General features: G+C 51.2%; 16 protein-coding genes and 1 pseudogene. 3 read left to right on the top strand and 14 right to left on the bottom strand.

Annotated features, from left to right (window positions below; genetic code table 11):
* Positions 1-535: 535 nt before the first annotated feature.
* Together brnQ and ABGT73_RS00080 are read right to left on the bottom strand one after the other, a co-directional pair.
* Entirely contained in the window at positions 536-1,414 is an 879-nt protein-coding gene (gene brnQ / locus ABGT73_RS00085; protein WP_346667822.1) for a branched-chain amino acid transport system II carrier protein, read from the bottom strand.
* 60 nt (positions 1,415-1,474) lie between these two features.
* Positions 1,475-2,887 carry a hemolysin family protein gene (locus tag ABGT73_RS00080; RefSeq protein ID WP_295342958.1) on the bottom strand — a complete coding sequence of 471 codons (1,413 nt, stop codon included), beginning with the start codon at positions 2,885-2,887 and terminating at the stop codon, positions 1,475-1,477.
* A 263-nt stretch (positions 2,888-3,150) separates the two neighbouring features.
* Between ABGT73_RS00080 and ABGT73_RS00075 the strand changes: the two genes are divergently transcribed.
* Together ABGT73_RS00075 and ABGT73_RS00070 are read left to right on the top strand one after the other, a co-directional pair.
* Entirely contained in the window at positions 3,151-3,798 is a 648-nt protein-coding gene (locus tag ABGT73_RS00075) for a hypothetical protein (protein WP_346667821.1), read from the top strand.
* A gap of 180 nt (positions 3,799-3,978) precedes the next feature.
* The gene (locus ABGT73_RS00070; protein WP_346667820.1) at positions 3,979-5,010 is read left to right on the top strand and encodes a tyrosine-type recombinase/integrase; all 1,032 of its coding nucleotides are present in this window, start codon (positions 3,979-3,981) and stop codon (positions 5,008-5,010) included.
* A gap of 76 nt (positions 5,011-5,086) precedes the next feature.
* Here the strand turns inward: ABGT73_RS00070 and ABGT73_RS00065 are convergent, their stop codons facing one another.
* The 4 genes from ABGT73_RS00065 to ABGT73_RS00050 form a co-directional block, all read right to left on the bottom strand.
* Positions 5,087-6,610: a recombinase family protein gene (locus ABGT73_RS00065; RefSeq protein ID WP_346667819.1), complete on the bottom strand. Its 1,524-nt coding sequence runs from the start codon at positions 6,608-6,610 to the stop codon at positions 5,087-5,089.
* Positions 6,595-8,253, bottom strand: a complete 1,659-nt coding sequence (locus tag ABGT73_RS00060) for a recombinase family protein (protein WP_346667818.1) — start codon at positions 8,251-8,253, stop codon at positions 6,595-6,597. Before ABGT73_RS00060 ends, ABGT73_RS00065 begins: the two co-directional genes overlap by 16 nt.
* 3 nt (positions 8,254-8,256) lie before the next feature.
* A complete protein-coding gene (locus ABGT73_RS00055; RefSeq protein ID WP_346667817.1) occupies positions 8,257-9,885 on the bottom strand; it encodes a recombinase family protein in 1,629 nt (542 codons plus the stop codon).
* A gap of 122 nt (positions 9,886-10,007) precedes the next feature.
* Positions 10,008-10,232, bottom strand: coding sequence for a DUF6870 family protein (locus ABGT73_RS00050; protein WP_346667816.1), 225 nt, complete (start codon positions 10,230-10,232; stop codon positions 10,008-10,010).
* A gap of 701 nt (positions 10,233-10,933) precedes the next feature.
* Between ABGT73_RS00050 and ABGT73_RS00045 the strand changes: the two genes are divergently transcribed.
* Positions 10,934-11,308: a helix-turn-helix transcriptional regulator gene (locus tag ABGT73_RS00045; protein WP_346667815.1), complete on the top strand. Its 375-nt coding sequence runs from the start codon at positions 10,934-10,936 to the stop codon at positions 11,306-11,308.
* Between the two features lie 60 nt (positions 11,309-11,368).
* Here ABGT73_RS00045 and ABGT73_RS00040 read toward each other — a convergent pair whose 3' ends face one another.
* From ABGT73_RS00040 to ABGT73_RS00005, 8 genes and pseudogenes are all read right to left on the bottom strand, one after another.
* The gene (locus tag ABGT73_RS00040; protein ID WP_346667814.1) at positions 11,369-11,794 is read right to left on the bottom strand and encodes a sigma factor-like helix-turn-helix DNA-binding protein; all 426 of its coding nucleotides are present in this window, start codon (positions 11,792-11,794) and stop codon (positions 11,369-11,371) included.
* Between the two features lie 514 nt (positions 11,795-12,308).
* Entirely contained in the window at positions 12,309-12,719 is a 411-nt protein-coding gene (locus ABGT73_RS00035) for a hypothetical protein (RefSeq protein WP_346667813.1), read from the bottom strand.
* Positions 12,703-13,383 (bottom strand): ABC transporter ATP-binding protein, encoded by a 681-nt coding sequence (locus tag ABGT73_RS00030; RefSeq protein ID WP_346667812.1) that lies wholly within the window; start codon positions 13,381-13,383, stop codon positions 12,703-12,705. Before ABGT73_RS00030 ends, ABGT73_RS00035 begins: the two co-directional genes overlap by 17 nt.
* Positions 13,370-14,632, bottom strand: a complete 1,263-nt coding sequence (locus ABGT73_RS00025) for a hypothetical protein (protein ID WP_346667811.1) — start codon at positions 14,630-14,632, stop codon at positions 13,370-13,372. Before ABGT73_RS00025 ends, ABGT73_RS00030 begins: the two co-directional genes overlap by 14 nt.
* Positions 14,633-15,163, bottom strand: coding sequence for an FtsX-like permease family protein (locus ABGT73_RS00020; RefSeq protein ID WP_346667810.1), 531 nt, complete (start codon positions 15,161-15,163; stop codon positions 14,633-14,635). It abuts the gene before it with no gap.
* Positions 15,164-15,270: 107 nt separating this feature from the next.
* Positions 15,271-15,933 carry a zf-HC2 domain-containing protein gene (locus ABGT73_RS00015; protein WP_346667809.1) on the bottom strand — a complete coding sequence of 221 codons (663 nt, stop codon included), beginning with the start codon at positions 15,931-15,933 and terminating at the stop codon, positions 15,271-15,273.
* Positions 15,930-16,403, bottom strand: a complete 474-nt coding sequence (locus ABGT73_RS00010) for an RNA polymerase sigma factor (RefSeq protein ID WP_346667808.1) — start codon at positions 16,401-16,403, stop codon at positions 15,930-15,932. Before ABGT73_RS00010 ends, ABGT73_RS00015 begins: the two co-directional genes overlap by 4 nt.
* A 36-nt stretch (positions 16,404-16,439) precedes the next feature.
* Positions 16,440-16,695 (bottom strand): annotated as a pseudogene (locus ABGT73_RS00005) (hypothetical protein); the annotation flags it as partial.

The raw sequence follows: 16,695 nt of genomic DNA, 5'->3' as shown, positions 1-16,695 counted from the left end.
ACAGCCCGGCTTCTGGTGACAGGCCGTGACATGGACAGCTGCACCCTTCACCTGCAGACCCGGGATTGTATCTGGCAGCTGTTGGAGGAGGAAACCGCCGAGGCGCAGGTCCGAAAGGCCGTTCCGGACTATCTGTGGCGGGCGGCGGACTTTATCCAGCGCACCGGCAGCTGGACAGGCACCGCCACCGAACTGCTGACTGCCGCGGCTATCACCGGGGTGCAGCCCAACCAGTTCACCCGCAAACTGGTGGAGCACTTCTACACGGTGTTTGCCCCGCAGGGCATCCGCTACCAGTCCCGGCGCACCTCCAACACCCGGCTGCTGTGCTTCACCTGTGACAGGAATGACGGTCATGACGGCAGTGACGATGATCCCGGCAGATCCCCTTTACCGTCTGGTACGGTACCGGCTGGTGAAGAGGGTGCGGCCCCCGTACCGTCATCATCGTCATCACCGTCACCGGGGCCGCATCACGGTAGCAAGCATGCAAAAGCCCCCGGCAGCGCCGCAAGGCGCTGCCGGGGGCCGGCTTTCAGCTGCGGGGGCGCAGGCGGCGCACCGCCAGGCCGGCGGCCAGCCCGGCCAGCGCCGGGCAGACCCAGCCGAAGCCCTGGGCGTACAGCGGCAGCCACCGCACCGCGGCGTCGATCAGCGGCTGCAGGTGCAGCGCGCCGCGGGCGGCTTCCGGCAGCGAGCTGAGCAGCCCCGCCAGCACCGTGTTGCGGGCCACCTGGCCGGGTTCCTCCACGCCCAGACGGCGGATGGCCTGCACCACGATGATGCCGAAGGCCAGCCCCGCCAGCGCGTCCATGGTGTTGTAGCCTTCCAGCAGGCCGGTGGCAAAGGGCGCCGCGGCATAATTGCCCGCGGGTTCCACCGCCGCCGCGTCCCTCATCGGCGCGGCGAGCGCCCGCAGCACCAGCACCGCCAGGAAACACAGGAACAGCGGGTTCAGCAGTTTGCCGATCCAGGTCAGGATCTGCCCCGGCCGCAGCGAGAAGAACAGCACCGCCGCAAAGAACGCCAGCGAGAAGGCCGCCAGCACCAGCGGCTGCCGCTCTGCCGGGATCAGGCGCTGGATGCCCACGGTAAAGGAGACCGTGGCGCAGCGGGGAATGGCAAAGAACGGCCCGATGGTCAGGTACAGCACACAGGTAAAAAACAGCCCGTAGGCCCGGCCCACCCGGCTGCTGAGCTGCAGCAGGCCCTCCTCCCGGCTGATGCCCAGCGCCGCCACGCCCAGCAGCGGCAGGCCCACGCCGGTGATCAGGAAGCCGGCCGACGCCTGCCAGATGCTGCGCCCCGCCAGCTGCCCCATGGAAGCAGGGAAGATCAGGTTCCCTGCGCCGAAAAACATACCGAACAGCATACTGGCCACCAGCAGCCGCTGCCGCAATGTAAGTTGTTGCATTCTGTTTTCTCCTGCCGCGCACAGCGCCCCGCCGCGGCAGATGCGGCGGGGCGCTGCAGGTCAGTCTTCTTTCTTTTCCTTTTTGTCTTTTTTCTCTTTGTCCTTGCGGTCCTTCGAGGGCTCGGCCTTGTCGCCCTCGTCCCGCTCATCCTCCGCCGCGGGTTCCGGCTGAAGTTTTTCCACCAGCGCGCTGTCCACCTTACGGTCCTGCACGTTCTCCACGCGGATGCGCAGGCCGTTGGTCTCCACCGTGAACTGGGCGCCGTCCTCCGGGATGGAGGGCAGGCAGCTCATGACCATGCCGCTGACGGTATCGTAGTCGGCATCTTCCGGCAGGTCGACGTCCAGCACGTCGGCCAGTTCCTCCACCCGCAGGCCGCCTTCCACCCGCCAGACGCCGTCCGAGATCTGCTGGATCGGCATGGGTTCCTCAGGGTCGAATTCATCGTAGATGTTGCCGACGATCTCTTCCAGCAGGTCCTCGATGGTCACGATGCCCGCCGTGCCGCCGTACTCATCCACCACGATGGCCAGATGATGTTTCTGGGCCTGCATATCGCGGAACAGGCGGTCCGCGTGCACGTTCTCCGGCACGAAGTAGGCGGGGCGCAGCAGGCTTTCCAGCGGGCAGGGGTTCTGCCGCTGGAGGTTGAGCAGGAAGTCCCGCGCGTTGAGCACGCCGCGCACGTCGTTGATGTTGTCCTCATAGACGGGGTAGCGGCTCAGGCCGGTCTTCTGGATGGTCTCCAGAATAACGTCGTTCTCTTCATCCAGGCTGAAAGCCGACACGTCGGGTTCCGGCGTCATCACATCGCTGGCCACCCGGTCGCCGAAGTCGAACACGTTCTCGATCCACTTCTGTTCTTCCTGGGCGATGGCGCCCTGCTCGCCGCTGTTCTCCACCATCAGGCGGATGTCCTCCTCGCTGGCGGCGGCCTCCTCGGCCTCGGTCTTGAGGCCCAGCAGATGCAGCGTGCCGTTGGTGGTCACGTTCAGCAGGGCCATCATGGGCGCAAAGACCACGCTGATGCCGTGCATGACGCCCAGGGCCATGCGGGCCCAGGCCTCGGGCTGCTGCATGGCGATGCGTTTGGGCACCATCTCGCCGAAGGCGATGGAGAAGAAGGAGATGACGATGGTGACCACCACCATCGAGAACACCGACACCACCCCGGCCGGCAGCGGCAGGCCCAGGCCGCTGAGGAAATCCGCCAGATAGCCGGAGAAGTTCTCGGTACCGAAGGCGGCGCCGAGGAAGCCTGACAGCGTGATGGCTACCTGGATGGCCGACAAAAAGCGGTTGGGGTTTTCGACCAGGGCCAGCAGCCGGGCGGCTGTCTTGTCGCCGTTGTCGGCCTGTTTATCCAGTTTGACCGGGTTGAGGGACAAAAACGCGATCTCCGACCCGGCGAAGAAGGCGTTGAGCAGGATAAAGACGACCTGCAGTAAAATTTGTGCGGGTAAGTTTTCCACGGAAATAAACGCTCCTTTGTGTGCAGAGGGGACGCAGAATTTCTGCGCAGCGGCAAAAACGCAAAAAAGCACAGCCCTGCGCCAGAGTTCCCGGCGGGGCTATGCTCTTATACTAAGTTCGTGATCGAAAGTGGGTCGGTCCGGTTCGGCGTCGCCGTCGGCGTTCATATGCTGACTCGTTTCCTTTCTGCAGCAGTCGCTGCTGTACAGTTTTGTATTATAACGTAAAATCTTTCCGCCGTCAAGGGGGACGGCCCCGTCCGGTGCGGGTGCATCGCCTGGGCCCGGAGTTCGACTGGCCAGCGCTGGCCCGGGTACTGGACGCCCACTACTACCAGTTCGGCCCTCACTATTACAGCCTGTTCGGCGGGTATGACCGTCCCAGGCGTCCCCCCTGCCGTTCCTGGGCCAAGGTGCGGTACAAGGGGCTGCTGGACGAACTCTTCCGCAAGCCCCACCTGGGCCGGCAGTATCTCTACTTCCGGTACAAGGTGCAGGCCAAGCCGAATCCCCGGGCGGCCATCAACTGGCCTGAGATCGAAGCGATCTGGCGCAACGTGGAGCGCACGCTGGAGGAGATGCACCTCTGCTTTGACCGGGATTTCCACACCACCGACGAGGTGGAGGCCCACCGCCGGAAACTGGCGGCGCAGATCGACGCTCTCTGCAAGGAGCGTGCCGACTGTGCCCGGCTGATGCGGCACAAGGTCCCGCCGCCCGGTACCGCCGAACGCCGGGCCGCACTGACCCGCCAGATCAAGGCGCTGCGGCACGAGGATGAAGTCTGTGACAGGATTCTCCGAAGGGTACGAGCCACCACCGCCTGCCGCCAGGCATTGGAGGAGCAGGCCCGCCAGCGGGCCGAGGAAAAAGCCCGCCACCGCAAACGCCGCCGCGGTCTGGAGCGCTGAACCACAACCATACCAAAAGCCCGCGCCGGGGAGTTCCCGACGCGGGCGCTTTGGTAGATTCGTACCCAAAACAAGGGCGTATCCTTGTGTAGATTTGTGACTGGCTTTTACCAGGGATTCCGGGTATTGTTGTGTTGGACCCGGAAACCCGTACAAACGAGTATGAAAGGAGAAATGCCTATGGTAGCAGGCCGACTGCAAGAGAAAAACGGATATTACTACATGGTGCTCAGCTATACCGGTGCCGACGGCAAGCGCAAACAGCCCTGGCACGCCACCGGACTACCTGTGAAGGGCAACAAAAAACGGGCGGAGGAGATGCTGCGGGAACTGCGCCGCAGTTTCACGCCGCCCAAACCCAACTGCAAAGAGGAACTGAGCCCTGATATGCTGTTCAGTGACTATATGCTCTACTGGCTGAAAATCATCCGCCCCGCTGTGCAGGAGACCACCTGGTCCTCCTACAACTTCAATGTGAAGAACCACATCGTCCCCTACTTCGAGCCCACCGGCATCACGCTGGGCGGGCTGCAGGCGCGGCATATCCAGAGTTTCTACCTCCACGAGCTGGAAACGCTGAAAGCCACCAGCGTACTGCGGCAGCACGCCAACCTGCACAAGGCGCTGAAATACGCCGTGAAGCTGGATCTGATCCCCGGCAACCCGGTGGACAAGGTGGAGCGTCCCAAGCCCGAGAAGTACCTGGCCGCCTACTACACCGCCGAGGAGATGGAGCAGCTATTCGAAGCCGCCCGGGGCCATCGGCTGGAACTGATCATCCAGTTTGCGGCCTTCTACGGGCTGCGCCGGGGCGAGGTGCTGGGCCTGCGGTGGGATGCCGTAGACTTTGAGGCGGGTACCCTGACCATCCGCCACATCGTGACCAGCACCAACCTGGAGGGCAAACACGTTCTGGTGGAGGCCGACCGGGCCAAGACCAAGTCCAGCCTGCGCACCCTGCCGCTGGTGGCCAGCTTTGCACAGCGGCTGCGGGCGCTGAAGGAGCAGCAGGCCTACAACGAGAAACTCTGCGGCAACTGCTACAACCAGAAGTACAAGGGCTACCTGTTCGTGGACGAGATGGGTAATCTCATCCTGCCCAACGCGGTGACCGACGGCTTCGCCAAGCTGCTGGCCGACCACGGCCTGCGGAAGATACGCTTCCACGATCTGCGCCACCCGTATGTCAAGCACACGACAAAAAAAATATAATTCTGAAAAGCAGAAAACCCAAGCTACCAAGATAGATTTGATAGCCTGGGTTTTCTGTTTTTGTATCATCAGTTATTCAAAAGAAGTCATGGACCTTGTAAACAATCTCAATGCGGTTGTCGGGAAAGACATACACCTTTTCAATCAGCAGATCGGTCAGCTCGGAGGTTAGCACATCTGCTTCCGCAATCGAGTGAGCAATCTCTTGTCGGCTGCTTTGGCGGGCCTGTTCTTCCCGCTTCAGCTTTGCCTGAGCGGTGACAGCAGCATAGGCGTTTTTGACTTTCAGAATTTCTGCGTCATAAACTGCTTTCTGCGATTTATAAGTGTCCAGCTCAGTCTGCCCCAGGAGATACTGTTCAAAGAGAGCTTGCTTCTGGCCTTTCAAATCTTCCAACTGTTTCTCATACTCGGAGCATTTGGCGGCAGCGGCATCCAGGTGAAGGGTGCCGTCCTCATGTGCAGGCAGCAGGATTTCCAGCTGTTTTTTCAATGTGATAAGCACCGCTTCTTCCAGCCCGGCAGCATCCGCCCGTATAGTATGGCAGCGGCTGTTTGCATCGGCAGTCGAATGGCGGCACATATAAAACGGTTTCTTTTGAGCAATGCGGGAAAGTGCATGGTCACAGCAGCCACAGTAGACCTTGCCTTTCAGTGGGTACTCTCTGGTTTTCCGGGCCGGTAAGGAAAACCGGCGCTGCACAGCCTGCACCTTCTCAAACAGCTCCTTCTCAATGATTGCCGGATGATGGTCGGAAATAATGAACCATTTGTCACGGTCCTTCCTGCGGCTCCGCGTACCACCCACTTCAATGACCGCACGACGCCCGATGACATAGGAGCCGATATAGCGTTCGTCCCCCAGGATACGGAGAACCGTAGAACCGCTCCAGCGGCCACGGGAGCGTGAGACATCGTGGTACTGCTGTCCATGAGCGGCTTTATATTCTCCTGGGGTTGGGATGCCCCGCTTAAATAATTCCCTGGTAATGGCTGCCGCCCCAATGCCGGTTGCCGCAAGCTGGAAAATGAGCTGCACCACAACAGCGGTTTCCGGGTTTGGCTCCATTCTGCCATCGGCGCTTTTGCGATACCCATAAGGACAAATTTTACTCTGATATTCTCCCCGCTGCATTTTGGCGTACTTGGCACTTTTGGTTTTCATGGACATATCACGGCTGTAATACTCGCTGATCAGATACTTGAATGCCACATCCATCCCGCCGGTATCACCTTTGTGCTGATTGCTGTCAAAATCGTCATTGATGGAGATAAACCGGGTGTGAAACAATGGGAATACACGCTCGATGAAGTAGCCGGTTTCGATGCTGTTTCGCCCAAACCGGGAAAAATCTTTGACAATGATGCAGTCAATCTGATTGGCCCGCACCAATTCAATCAGCTCTTGGACTTTGGGACGTTCAAAATTTGTCCCGCTATATCCGTTGTCGATAAATTCCAGAACCTCTGCGTCAGTGAATTCCGGCATGGAAGAGACGAACTCGTTCAGCACAAGGTGCTGGTTCTCAATGCTCATGCTGTCGTATTTGTAATCCTCCAAGGAAAGGCGGATATATAGGGCAATTACATATTTCTGCATTGGTTCAGCACCTCCTCACCATGCTCAAATTCACTTTGAAAACGGAAATGAACTGTAATCTGTTTCTCCTTGGAAACCTCCACACGTTCAATCAGCCGGTCAATCAGGGCTGCTGTCAGCTGGCGATCTTCCTTGATATGCTGTGCATCCTGGGATAGCATTTTATACTGTTCCAGCTGCCTGGCGATAATCGTAAGCCCTGCTTTCAGCTGCTCAATTTCCTTGCTGATTGCCTCGATTTTGGCTTCGTACTTCTCTTTGAAAGCAAAATACTCGTCTTGTGACAGATGGTTCTGGATCAGACCCTCATACAATCCGCACTGGAAGGTACGTAGCTGTTGGATTTCCTGTTTCCGGCTGGTAATTTTAGCCTGAATGCTTTTCTGCTCCTCAGCTTCTTTGGAGAGGCTTTCCAGGCCGATTGAGTATTGCCCCAGCGTGGTATCAAGCTGCTCCTGTATCATATCGGCCAGGGCATCCAACAGCTCTTTTTCAAAGATAAACGTGCCAGGGCAAGCGCCTTTCTTGATGCGGTTGTTGCTGATGCAGTGGTAGACATATACATCCGGGGTCTTTTTGCGGACGCATTTTTGCCGGTGAAGGCTGTGCCCACAGTGGGCGCAAAAGATTTTCCCTCTCAGAAGATTGGGGGACCAGGAATGTATTTCCCTGTCCTTGGCCTGTTGTGCAGCATGGTCTAAGGCTTTTTGTACAGCATCGAACAGCTCTCTGCTCACAATGGCCTCATGGGTATCACGAACAACCGTCCATTCATCGGCGCTGGCCCTGACCTGTTTGTGGTCGATGACCTTGGAAACGCCCTGCACAAGATCGCCGGCATAAACGCCTGCCCGGAGAATTTTGGCAACCGTGCGCGTCTGCCAATTTCCATTTCCGATCAAATTCTCATGGGTAATCTCGCCCAGCCTTTTCTTATAGTGACTTGGGGAGAGAACCCCGGCCTCGTTTAATCGAACCGCAATGGTGTTCAGACCATCGCCTTCTGCGGCCCATTGAAACATAGTTTTGACCACCTCAGCCGCCACCGGGTCAACGATCAGCTGGTGGCAATCATCGGGGGCTTTCAAATATCCATAGGGTGTACGCCCGCCAACGTATTTGCCATCTTTCATAGCCTGCCGTTGCTGCGCTTTGATCTTTTTCGCTATATCCAGCGCGTAGGCTTCGTTAATCATGTTCCGCAGCGGAATGATGATACCATCGTGGGCATTATCCGGGGAAGAAGAATCATAGCGGTCGTTCACAGCGATAAATCGGACCCCCTGTGTGGGAAAATACCGCTCGATATAGTAGCCAGTGTCGATGACATTCCGCCCCAGGCGGGAAAGATCTTTGACAATGACACAGTTGATAAGGCCCGCTTCAATATCGGAGAGCATCTGCTGGAAGCCGGGCCGGTGAAAATTCGTGCCCGTTGCACCGTTGTCAATGTAGGTTTGAATCACGATGATTTCCGGGTTCTGCTCCAGATACCGGGCGATAATCAGCTGCTGGGTTTCAATAGAGGCGGTTCGGGTATGCTTATCCTCAACGGAAAGCCGCACATAAACTCCTGCACGGCAAGTTGTATCTATCTCCGGCGCAGGAAGCACCGCAGTTTCTTTTCTGCTTTTTCTTGCCACAAATCATCCCACCTTTCTTTGGCTTGTTTGCTCCGCCAGCTGAATCAGCTGAATTGCTTTCTGGTATTCATCCTGATATGTGAAGGTGATCTCCAGCTCTTTTTTCCCAATCACCTTGATGCTTTGTATCATGTGGACCACAGCTTTGCGGTCCAGGGTCTCCATCGTGGAAAACTGCGTGAAATGAGAAATCCAACGGTTTCGCTCACTTCGGTTTTCCAACACATCGGACAGCTTATCTTTCAGAGTGCGGATTGCTTCTTTCGCATTTTCCGCAACCCTTGTGTATTTGGCTTTGTAGTCGGTATATTCTTCTTTGTTGATCGTGCCGGTAACAAGGTTTTCGTAAAGGCGGGCCTTAAACTCCAACGCCTGCGCCAACTGCCGCTCATTGGCTGCAATGTGGGAAGCGTATTCATTCGCCAGCGCCTGGTTGATGCTGTTCTGATCAATACCGTCCAGAATGGCTTGCAGGCAGGTCACATTGTCTATGTACCCCTTCAGGCTGTCCTTGACACACTCCACCAGATCACTCTCCTTGAGCATCACAGGATTGGTACAGCCATGCTTTTTCCCGGTGGGGCAGTAATAATAGTGGTATTCCTTGCCCTTGACCCGGTTCGTTTTCCGCGTCATGCGCGCCCCGCAGCAGCCGCAGATCAAGATGCCGGAGAACAAATATACCGTATCTTTCTTTGGTGACGTGCGGGTATCCAGCCTGCGGATACGCTGAACCAGTTCAAAATCCTGCTTGGGGATCAGTGGCTCATGAGCATCGGGAACGCGAATCCATTCAGAGGATGGCCGCTGCTCCATCTGTTTGATTTTATAGTGCGGCGTACCCTGTTTTCCCTGTACCAGCGTGCCAGTATAGGTTTCGTCCTGCAAAATGCGGATAACTGTTGTAGCAGACCATTTACAATCCTCTTTGTCCGTGTACCCATGTTTAGCATAAGGGAAACCGTTGTTTTTCTTATAGGCCAGTGGCGACAGGATGCCCATATCATTTAAGATAGTGGCGATCCGCAGTGCGCTTGTCCCATCCAGGCGCATACGAAAAATGTCCTGGACAACACGGGCCGCATAAGGGTCTGGTACAAGCAGGTTTTTGTTTTCCTCCGACTTCATATAGCCGTAAACGGGGAAGGCCCCAACAAAATCTCCGTTCCGCCGCTTTATATCCAAAGAGGTTCGGGTTTTGATGGAAATGTCCCGGCAGTAGGCTTCGTTCATAATGTTCTTGACAGATACAGTCAGATCGTCCCCGCTGTTCTCATGGGCGGTGTCGATATTGTCTGTAATTGCAATAAAGCGGACCCCATAAGCGGGAAACACCCGCCGCAGGTAGCGCCCGGTTTCGATGTATTCTCGCCCCAGGCGGGAAAGGTCTTTGACTATGACGCAGTTAATCTTGCCATCAGTAATATCCTGCATCATTTCCTTAAACGCCGGACGGTCAAAAATGATACCGCTGTAACCATCGTCGATTTTTTCGGATATGATTTCAATGTCCGGGTTTCGCTCAATAAAATTCTCAATCAGCTTTCGCTGATTGGTAACGCTGTCGCTCTCGCTGGAGCGGTCATCTGTGTAAGACAGACGAATGTAAGAGGTTGCCTGGTATTTTGGCATGAAAAAGCACTCCTTTCCTCCCGGAAGTTCCCGCAAGAAAAGAGTGGATTTTGAGGTTTTCAGTTTTCATCCTTTTCCAAGGCCATCGTAACATGGCATTTGGAAAAAAGCGAGGATGTCGATCACCTTAAAATCCCTTGCAGGCATTCCTCCAATGTGACTCCGTTGTTGGCAAAAGCAGCGTTTACCACAAAATCGCCGCAGCGGAAACGATATGGATTTTTGATTTGGTGGAGAAATGCTGCAATCCGTTCCTCTTTGGGCAGTGCTTTATCTACCGCAACCTCACGGATGTCAACCAATTCATCGGTTGTGGTTGGTGAACAGGCTTGCATCAACTGGCTCATAAGGGTACTCCTTTCTTTGTGGTCGTATTCAAAGTTACATGAATACGCTGGCAGTCGAAACTGCCAGCGCATGGTATCTAACTTTGAAAGGCATCCCCACCGGCGCTCATGCGCCGAACGGGGATCGCCACGAAACAAATTTGGTTATCACGCCACATTTGCCACGCATCCCTGACGCTGGGGACTGAACAGGTCTCCGCTGGCGCGGCTGTCATAACTCCGCAGCGTCGTTCATAACGTGCGCCGCAGGGTTCCCCCCAAGTCTTTGGCGGGCCGTGAGGAAGTATCTTTAAGCCCCCGCGTCCTCATCGCGCCGAATCTGCCACCATCCGGGGCACAGGGCCGTTGATCGCTCCGAAACAGCTTGTCCATCACCTCCTGGCTGCTCCATCTTCGCGGCGTCCTGCACTCGCTCATACGCGGGTTATGTACCTGTTCTGCCGTGTATTCAGTTGTCAAAGATCAGCGAAGGAAAAATCCCCTTCTTGATAACCATGACAAAAACAGGCGATTTGTCCCGCCTGTTATGCAAATTTTTTGAAAAAATTTTTAGCCTTGCCGTTTGGGCAAGGCTGCACACAGCGCAAACATCTGGTAAACAAAATAAAATAGGTACTATCGTGCCTAAAAGAGCCTCCTGTAAGGTTCTTTTCGACAGAGAATAGGAACGATAAAATATTATTAAGGAGACGATAGTACCTATGGAGATGTTAAAAGAGCTGGGACGGCGAATTCAAAAAGCCCGTAAGGAGAAAAAACTGACGCAACAGGAACTCGCTGATTTGAGTCATGTTTCGCTGAAGCACGTTCAAAGCTGTGAAAGGGGCAAAAAGAACCCTTCTTTTGAGGTTTTGCGCGAGCTGTGCAAAGTTTTGAATTTGTCCTTGGACTCCCTGATGAATCTTGATCTGCCCGAAGATGAACAATCCGCCAACGATATGCGGCAGCTCTACCTTTCGTGCCCTCCGGCGGCCAGAAAGGCGCTGTTAAACTCGGCCCGTGCGCTGGCTGATGAACTAAAAGAGATGACGCAGGCAGACGAATGTGACCAAGATAAAAAAGCAGAGGAGAAATAAGCCGGTGGAGGAATAAAAATCCCCCACCGGCTCTCTTTTTGTCGCTATGCAGCGGTCAGGTTATTGGGCCGCGTCCAGCAGACGCGCCAACTTCTTCAGTCCGCGACGGATGCTGTCCCACACACGGCGGCGGTCGGTGCCCTCGATCTGGGCGATCTCGGCCACCGTCATGCTCAGGTAAAAGCGGGCGTAGATACGCCGGGCCTGGATGGCGGGCAGCTGCATAAGCGCAGCATACACTTCTTCCCGTAGCTGTTTCTGCTCCAGGATTTCCTCCGGGGTGAGCGGCCGGTTGAGGGCATCGTTTTCAATGCCATCCTCCCGGTTCAGAGAGTAGTGGGCCTTATGCCGGAATTTCCGGCGCTCATAGGCCGCATCGTCCTGCTGGTGGCCCCGGATCGCGGCCAGGACTTCCTCGGCCACGTCAACAAAGACGTCGGTTTTATATGTATCGGGATACAGGTCCCGAAGATTGATCTTCTGCATAATGTACCTCCGTTTCAATTCACTGGTTGACGGGTGAACCGAAACGAAGGCGGCGAGCGACACCGTTCGGGAAAATTCCCGAAAAAACGACAAGGAAAAGCGCCAGCTTCCGATGTACGGTGGCTGGCGCTTTTTATATGCGTCTTATAGGTCTTATGAACCAGCCTCGATAGTGCCTGTTCATAAGCAGATGGAGGCCGGTTGGCGGTCAGGATTTTTTTGGCAGGTAAATCCCTGCCGAATTATGTCGAAGCAGTCTTTGCTTCACGGCGGCTCCCTCCTAAAGCCGCCGCTACATTCAGTACAGGGTCGTCATTCTCATAAGGGCAGAAAGAACGGCGGCCTTGATTTTCTCAAAGCCGCCGCAGGTGTGTTTAAGGCATGGCGATTACCTGCTGTACGACGGCTTTTTTTCTTTGCCGTCGTCCGGCAGGTTATTAAACTATTATGCTTCTTTGTTTCAGTCCAAAATTACAGACTACGGTTAGTGAATAAACTGCCTGATTATCTATCGTTATCGTGTTAATACTTCTACTGCAACATCACCTTTGGTTTCAGGAACAATAGTGATCGTAAAGCAAGCTGTTTCCGTTGTATTTGCAGGAATATTTATTTTATCATTACATGGAGCAGAGGAATTGACGATATACATTTTTTCTTCCGCGTTCTCATAGGTAAGACTGATTTCTATTGTTCCGCTTTCGCAAGCTGCGTCTACTTTGAATTGATAATCTGTATCGGCTTCAAGCGTAATCACCTTTTCGTACTCGCTATATTCTTCCTCATATTCTTCGGGGAAAAAGTGATACTCAAAACTTTGCAGAGAAGTAAACTCGTCTGGATCGCTGTCATTGCAAGCTGTAAGAGCAAAGGCAAAGCAAATAGCAAATAAACAAACCGCGATTTTTTTATATTGTTTCATCACTTAAAATCCTCCCGTCTTGAATGGTAATTAGTCTTTTCGCGTAGGACGCAACATTTTTATCGTGTGTGATAAGAATGATCGTCTTTCCCATATTGTTTAAGTCTGAAAATACCCGCATAATTTCATTTCCTGTTTTGCTGTCCAATGCTCCTGTTGGCTCGTCCGCGAGTATTGTTTCGGCTCCGCATACAATCGCCCTTGCGATTGCTACTCGTTGCTTCTGACCGCCGGATATATTCGACGGTTTCTTTTTGGCTAAATTAGATATGCCTACAAGTTCCAATGCAGATAAGACCTTTTTCTTTCGTTCAGCTTTTGATAACGGTTGCTTTATCAAAGGTATTTCTACATTTTCAAATACGGTATAATCTCCGATAAGGGCAAAGTTTTGAAAGACAAATGATATTTTTTTACCGCGAATAGAAGATAAGCGTTTTTCCTTTACACCCCCTAAATCTTCGTTATCAAGCAAATATGTACCACTGGTAGGAACGTCCATGCAGCCTATAATGTTTAATAATGTTGTCTTGCCGGAGCCTGAAGCCCCCATTATTGCTACAAACTCACCAGTGCCTATTTTTAAGCTGATATTTTTCAAAGCCGGAGTAATAATTTCATCACTTCTGTATTCTTTTGTTATGTCTTTTAATTCAATCGTTGCCATTTGTATCTCCTCCTATCAACTCGCAAGGCTGATATTTCAATAATTTTGTTATAGGGATTAACGCTGCAATTCCCGTCAAAACAAAAGTAAGTACAATACAGATTGGAAGCGTGTATCTGATATGCGCTGTTAGCAAAACAGTTTTGAACAGATCTGTACTTTGAGCAAACTCTATCCATTTCATTCCCCAAGCAAAAATACCCGAACAGAAAATGATGATGAATATTTCAATAGCTATTTCAGTCGCTATATCGGAGAGAGTAAAACCGTTTGCAATCCAAATGCCATATTGTTTCTTTTTCAACAAAGTATTGGTAGTAAAAACTGCAACGACGGAACTAATTGCCATAATAGAAATAAAGATCGCAAGTATCATTTGCCGCGTAGTAAATGTTGCCGTTTCTGATTGATATACTTTATATTCCTCCGATAAAAGCATAGCTGACGCTTCAAATCCATGTTGTAGTGGATATGTAGAAATCTGCTCTTTAAGAAAGTTTATATCCGCACTATCGGAAAGGAATATATAGGTGTTATGCAAAGAAGAAAGCTGCGTCATAATATCATTACGGCTTTGCTCCGTAAAAGGAGCAATAAACCAACCGTCTAATGAAACCAAGGGGAAACGGATTAAGTCATCTTCTTCAACCCACTTTGCCCCTGTGGGAATATACCCAACGATTTCATACTGATCTCCTGTGCGTTTATCGGTAAGTATCTGTCCTTCTGATAAAATATCCTTGAATACCTCACTTACATAGAGAGGAAGTAAACCGCTTGTAGTAGCTGCGTATTCTGTAATACCGCCTTTGACAAATGACAATATTTCTTCGTCAATGCTTAATAGCTGTGATATTCCCGGATAATCTTCGTATTTTTGCCCTTTTAATAACTCACCATTGATTGCCCTATATTCGTCCATGTTTTCGAGTTCGGAAAAATACATACCTGTTGCGTCAAACTGGCCTACTGCTTGTACGCCCGGAAGTTCTTTGATATAGTCAAGATATTGCCGGATCACATTTGCAAACTCCGGGCTTTCTTCTGTATATTGGTAATCCAAGTGCAGTACCTGTTCCATATCAACGCCCATATTGTTTTCAAATATTTTTTGCTGATAAGCTGCACTGGTCGCATTTGTGATAGCAGATAGAACCGTCTGCATAGCAATAACACATACAAGTAATATCAAAAATGAAAAAAACTTCTTTTTTCTAATTTCCTTGATAGATAACCTTAAAAGCCTCATTTAAGAAATCACCTCCGCTGGGTGTATTTTCAAAATGCGAATAACAGGAATGATAACGGAAATCAACAATGTAAGAAGCAAGAGCAGAAGCGTACCACATAGGAAAAAAGGTGTTATATGAATGGATATGACTCCCTCTGTCATGCGTGAAAACACCTCAATCAAAATAAACCCTATGCAAAGGCTGACAAGAAGTATTTCTGCCATTTCTGATACCACCGCAAAAATGAGGTTACGATTTGACCAGCCGAACGCTTTGCGAATTGCCATATCTCGACGCTTTGTAATAATCCAATAGTTTGTAACCACAAGGCAATTCGCAATCGAAAACAGATAAATTGAGAGTGCAAGGGAAATCCCTGTATTTTGCATGGTATTAAATATGGGTGCTTCTTGGTCGGCTTCTGCTAAAGAAGTCAGAATATCATTGATTGCGCTAATGCCAACCAATACGGACATTATAGAAATGGAAAAGCCTATTGCTAATAAGATTGTGGTCGGGCGGCACTTCCGCTTTAGTTTCTGAAACATAGTAAACCTCTCTTTCATCTTTTCTCTATGACTACGCAACTTGCAATTCGTTACAAAAAAAGTGGCGCATTTTTTGTGCGCCACTTTCCGATCTTTTATATAAGCTGCTATTTGCTCCAAAGCAAAACGGAATTGTCAATTATTTTCTGCAAATCACCTATATCCATACTTTCTATCCCGGTATAGTCCCCTGTATAGTAAAACACGCGATCAATGTGTTCTGCGCCCTTATCGGCAGCGCATAGGACATACTCGGAGAATACATCATCATTCGTAATAATGTCGTCCCATTTTGTTCCCGACAGATAGAAAAACAAATAGGTGTCCGTTTGTCCGTTATTTTCGATTTCCACTTGTTTTATTTTAAGGTAATTCGCTTGATTGCTCTGTAATCTGCCGATCAAGCTGTCGTCTACCATTGATACAGAGATATTGTCCTCATAGGAAATTACCTGCTCGGATTTTTTCAAAAGGCCAACAGTCGAAAATGATATAACCGCAAATATAGCAAATGCAAGTACAACGACTAATATCTGCTTCTTTCGCATTCTTCTTTTTATTGAACGAAAAGACGCGGCTTTTTTCATCTCTAACTCGGCATTTTGCGGAACAGTAAAGATTTCATCTGCTTCACAAAGGGAATTGTAGTAGTCCTTACAAGAAGAACATTCCGACAAATGATTTTCAATAATTTTGCTGCTTTCTTCGCTACAAACCCCGTCATGGTATAGGGGCAACAAGTCCTGTATCAAACTACAAGGATATTTCATTTTATGCCCTCCTTAATCTTTAATTTTGCTCTATGATAAGTCACCCTCGCCCAGCTTTCAGATTTTCCAAAAAGGCTTCCGATCTCCGCAAAGGAGAGTTCACCAAAAGTACGCATCCAAAATACCTCTTTGTAGGGGTCGTCTAACCGATGAAGCAATTTGTGAAGTTCAAAAGCGGTTTCTTTATTGAGTAGTTTTTGCTCTATGCTTTCAGTAACCGGGATAGTATCTAATGGATAATCAACTTGTCTTTGCTGTCGTTTAGCCGCTGTATAAAATGTATTTTTTGCGATCTGACAGAGCCAAACGCTTAATTTACATTCTCCACGAAAACTTCCAATGCTTTTGAGCGCCTTAAAGAAAGCCTCTTGAGTGAGTTCCTCTGCCCATGCCTCGTCTTTGCAAAGGGAAAGTGTATATTGAAATACTGTATCAAAGTATTCCGAATATATCTTTTCAAAGTCTTTCACTCCAACACCTCGCTTTCTTTCATCTTTCCGATAGTTCTATTTTTTGAACAGGATAAAGCCTGTTATAATTGCAAATAGAATATCCGCTATTCTGATTTTGTCAAACAGTACGATTGAAGCCGCGAGCATTACTATAATAACGCCAATAGAAATTATCTTTGAAATCCAGCTTTTTCCTTTTGCGTACCAAACACAAAATCCCATAAGCGGAGAAAATAAAGCAAATATTGTCCACCCATAAACAAAGGTGAGTGAATAAACGCTTGCCGTCATTTCTGCCGTTATGTAATAG

It is taken from the genome of uncultured Subdoligranulum sp., from assembly GCF_963931595.1.
Lineage (GTDB): Bacteria > Bacillota > Clostridia > Oscillospirales > Ruminococcaceae > Gemmiger.
The sequence above is the reverse complement of the archived record's forward strand: the minus strand, read 5'-3'. Positions and strand labels throughout refer to the sequence as shown.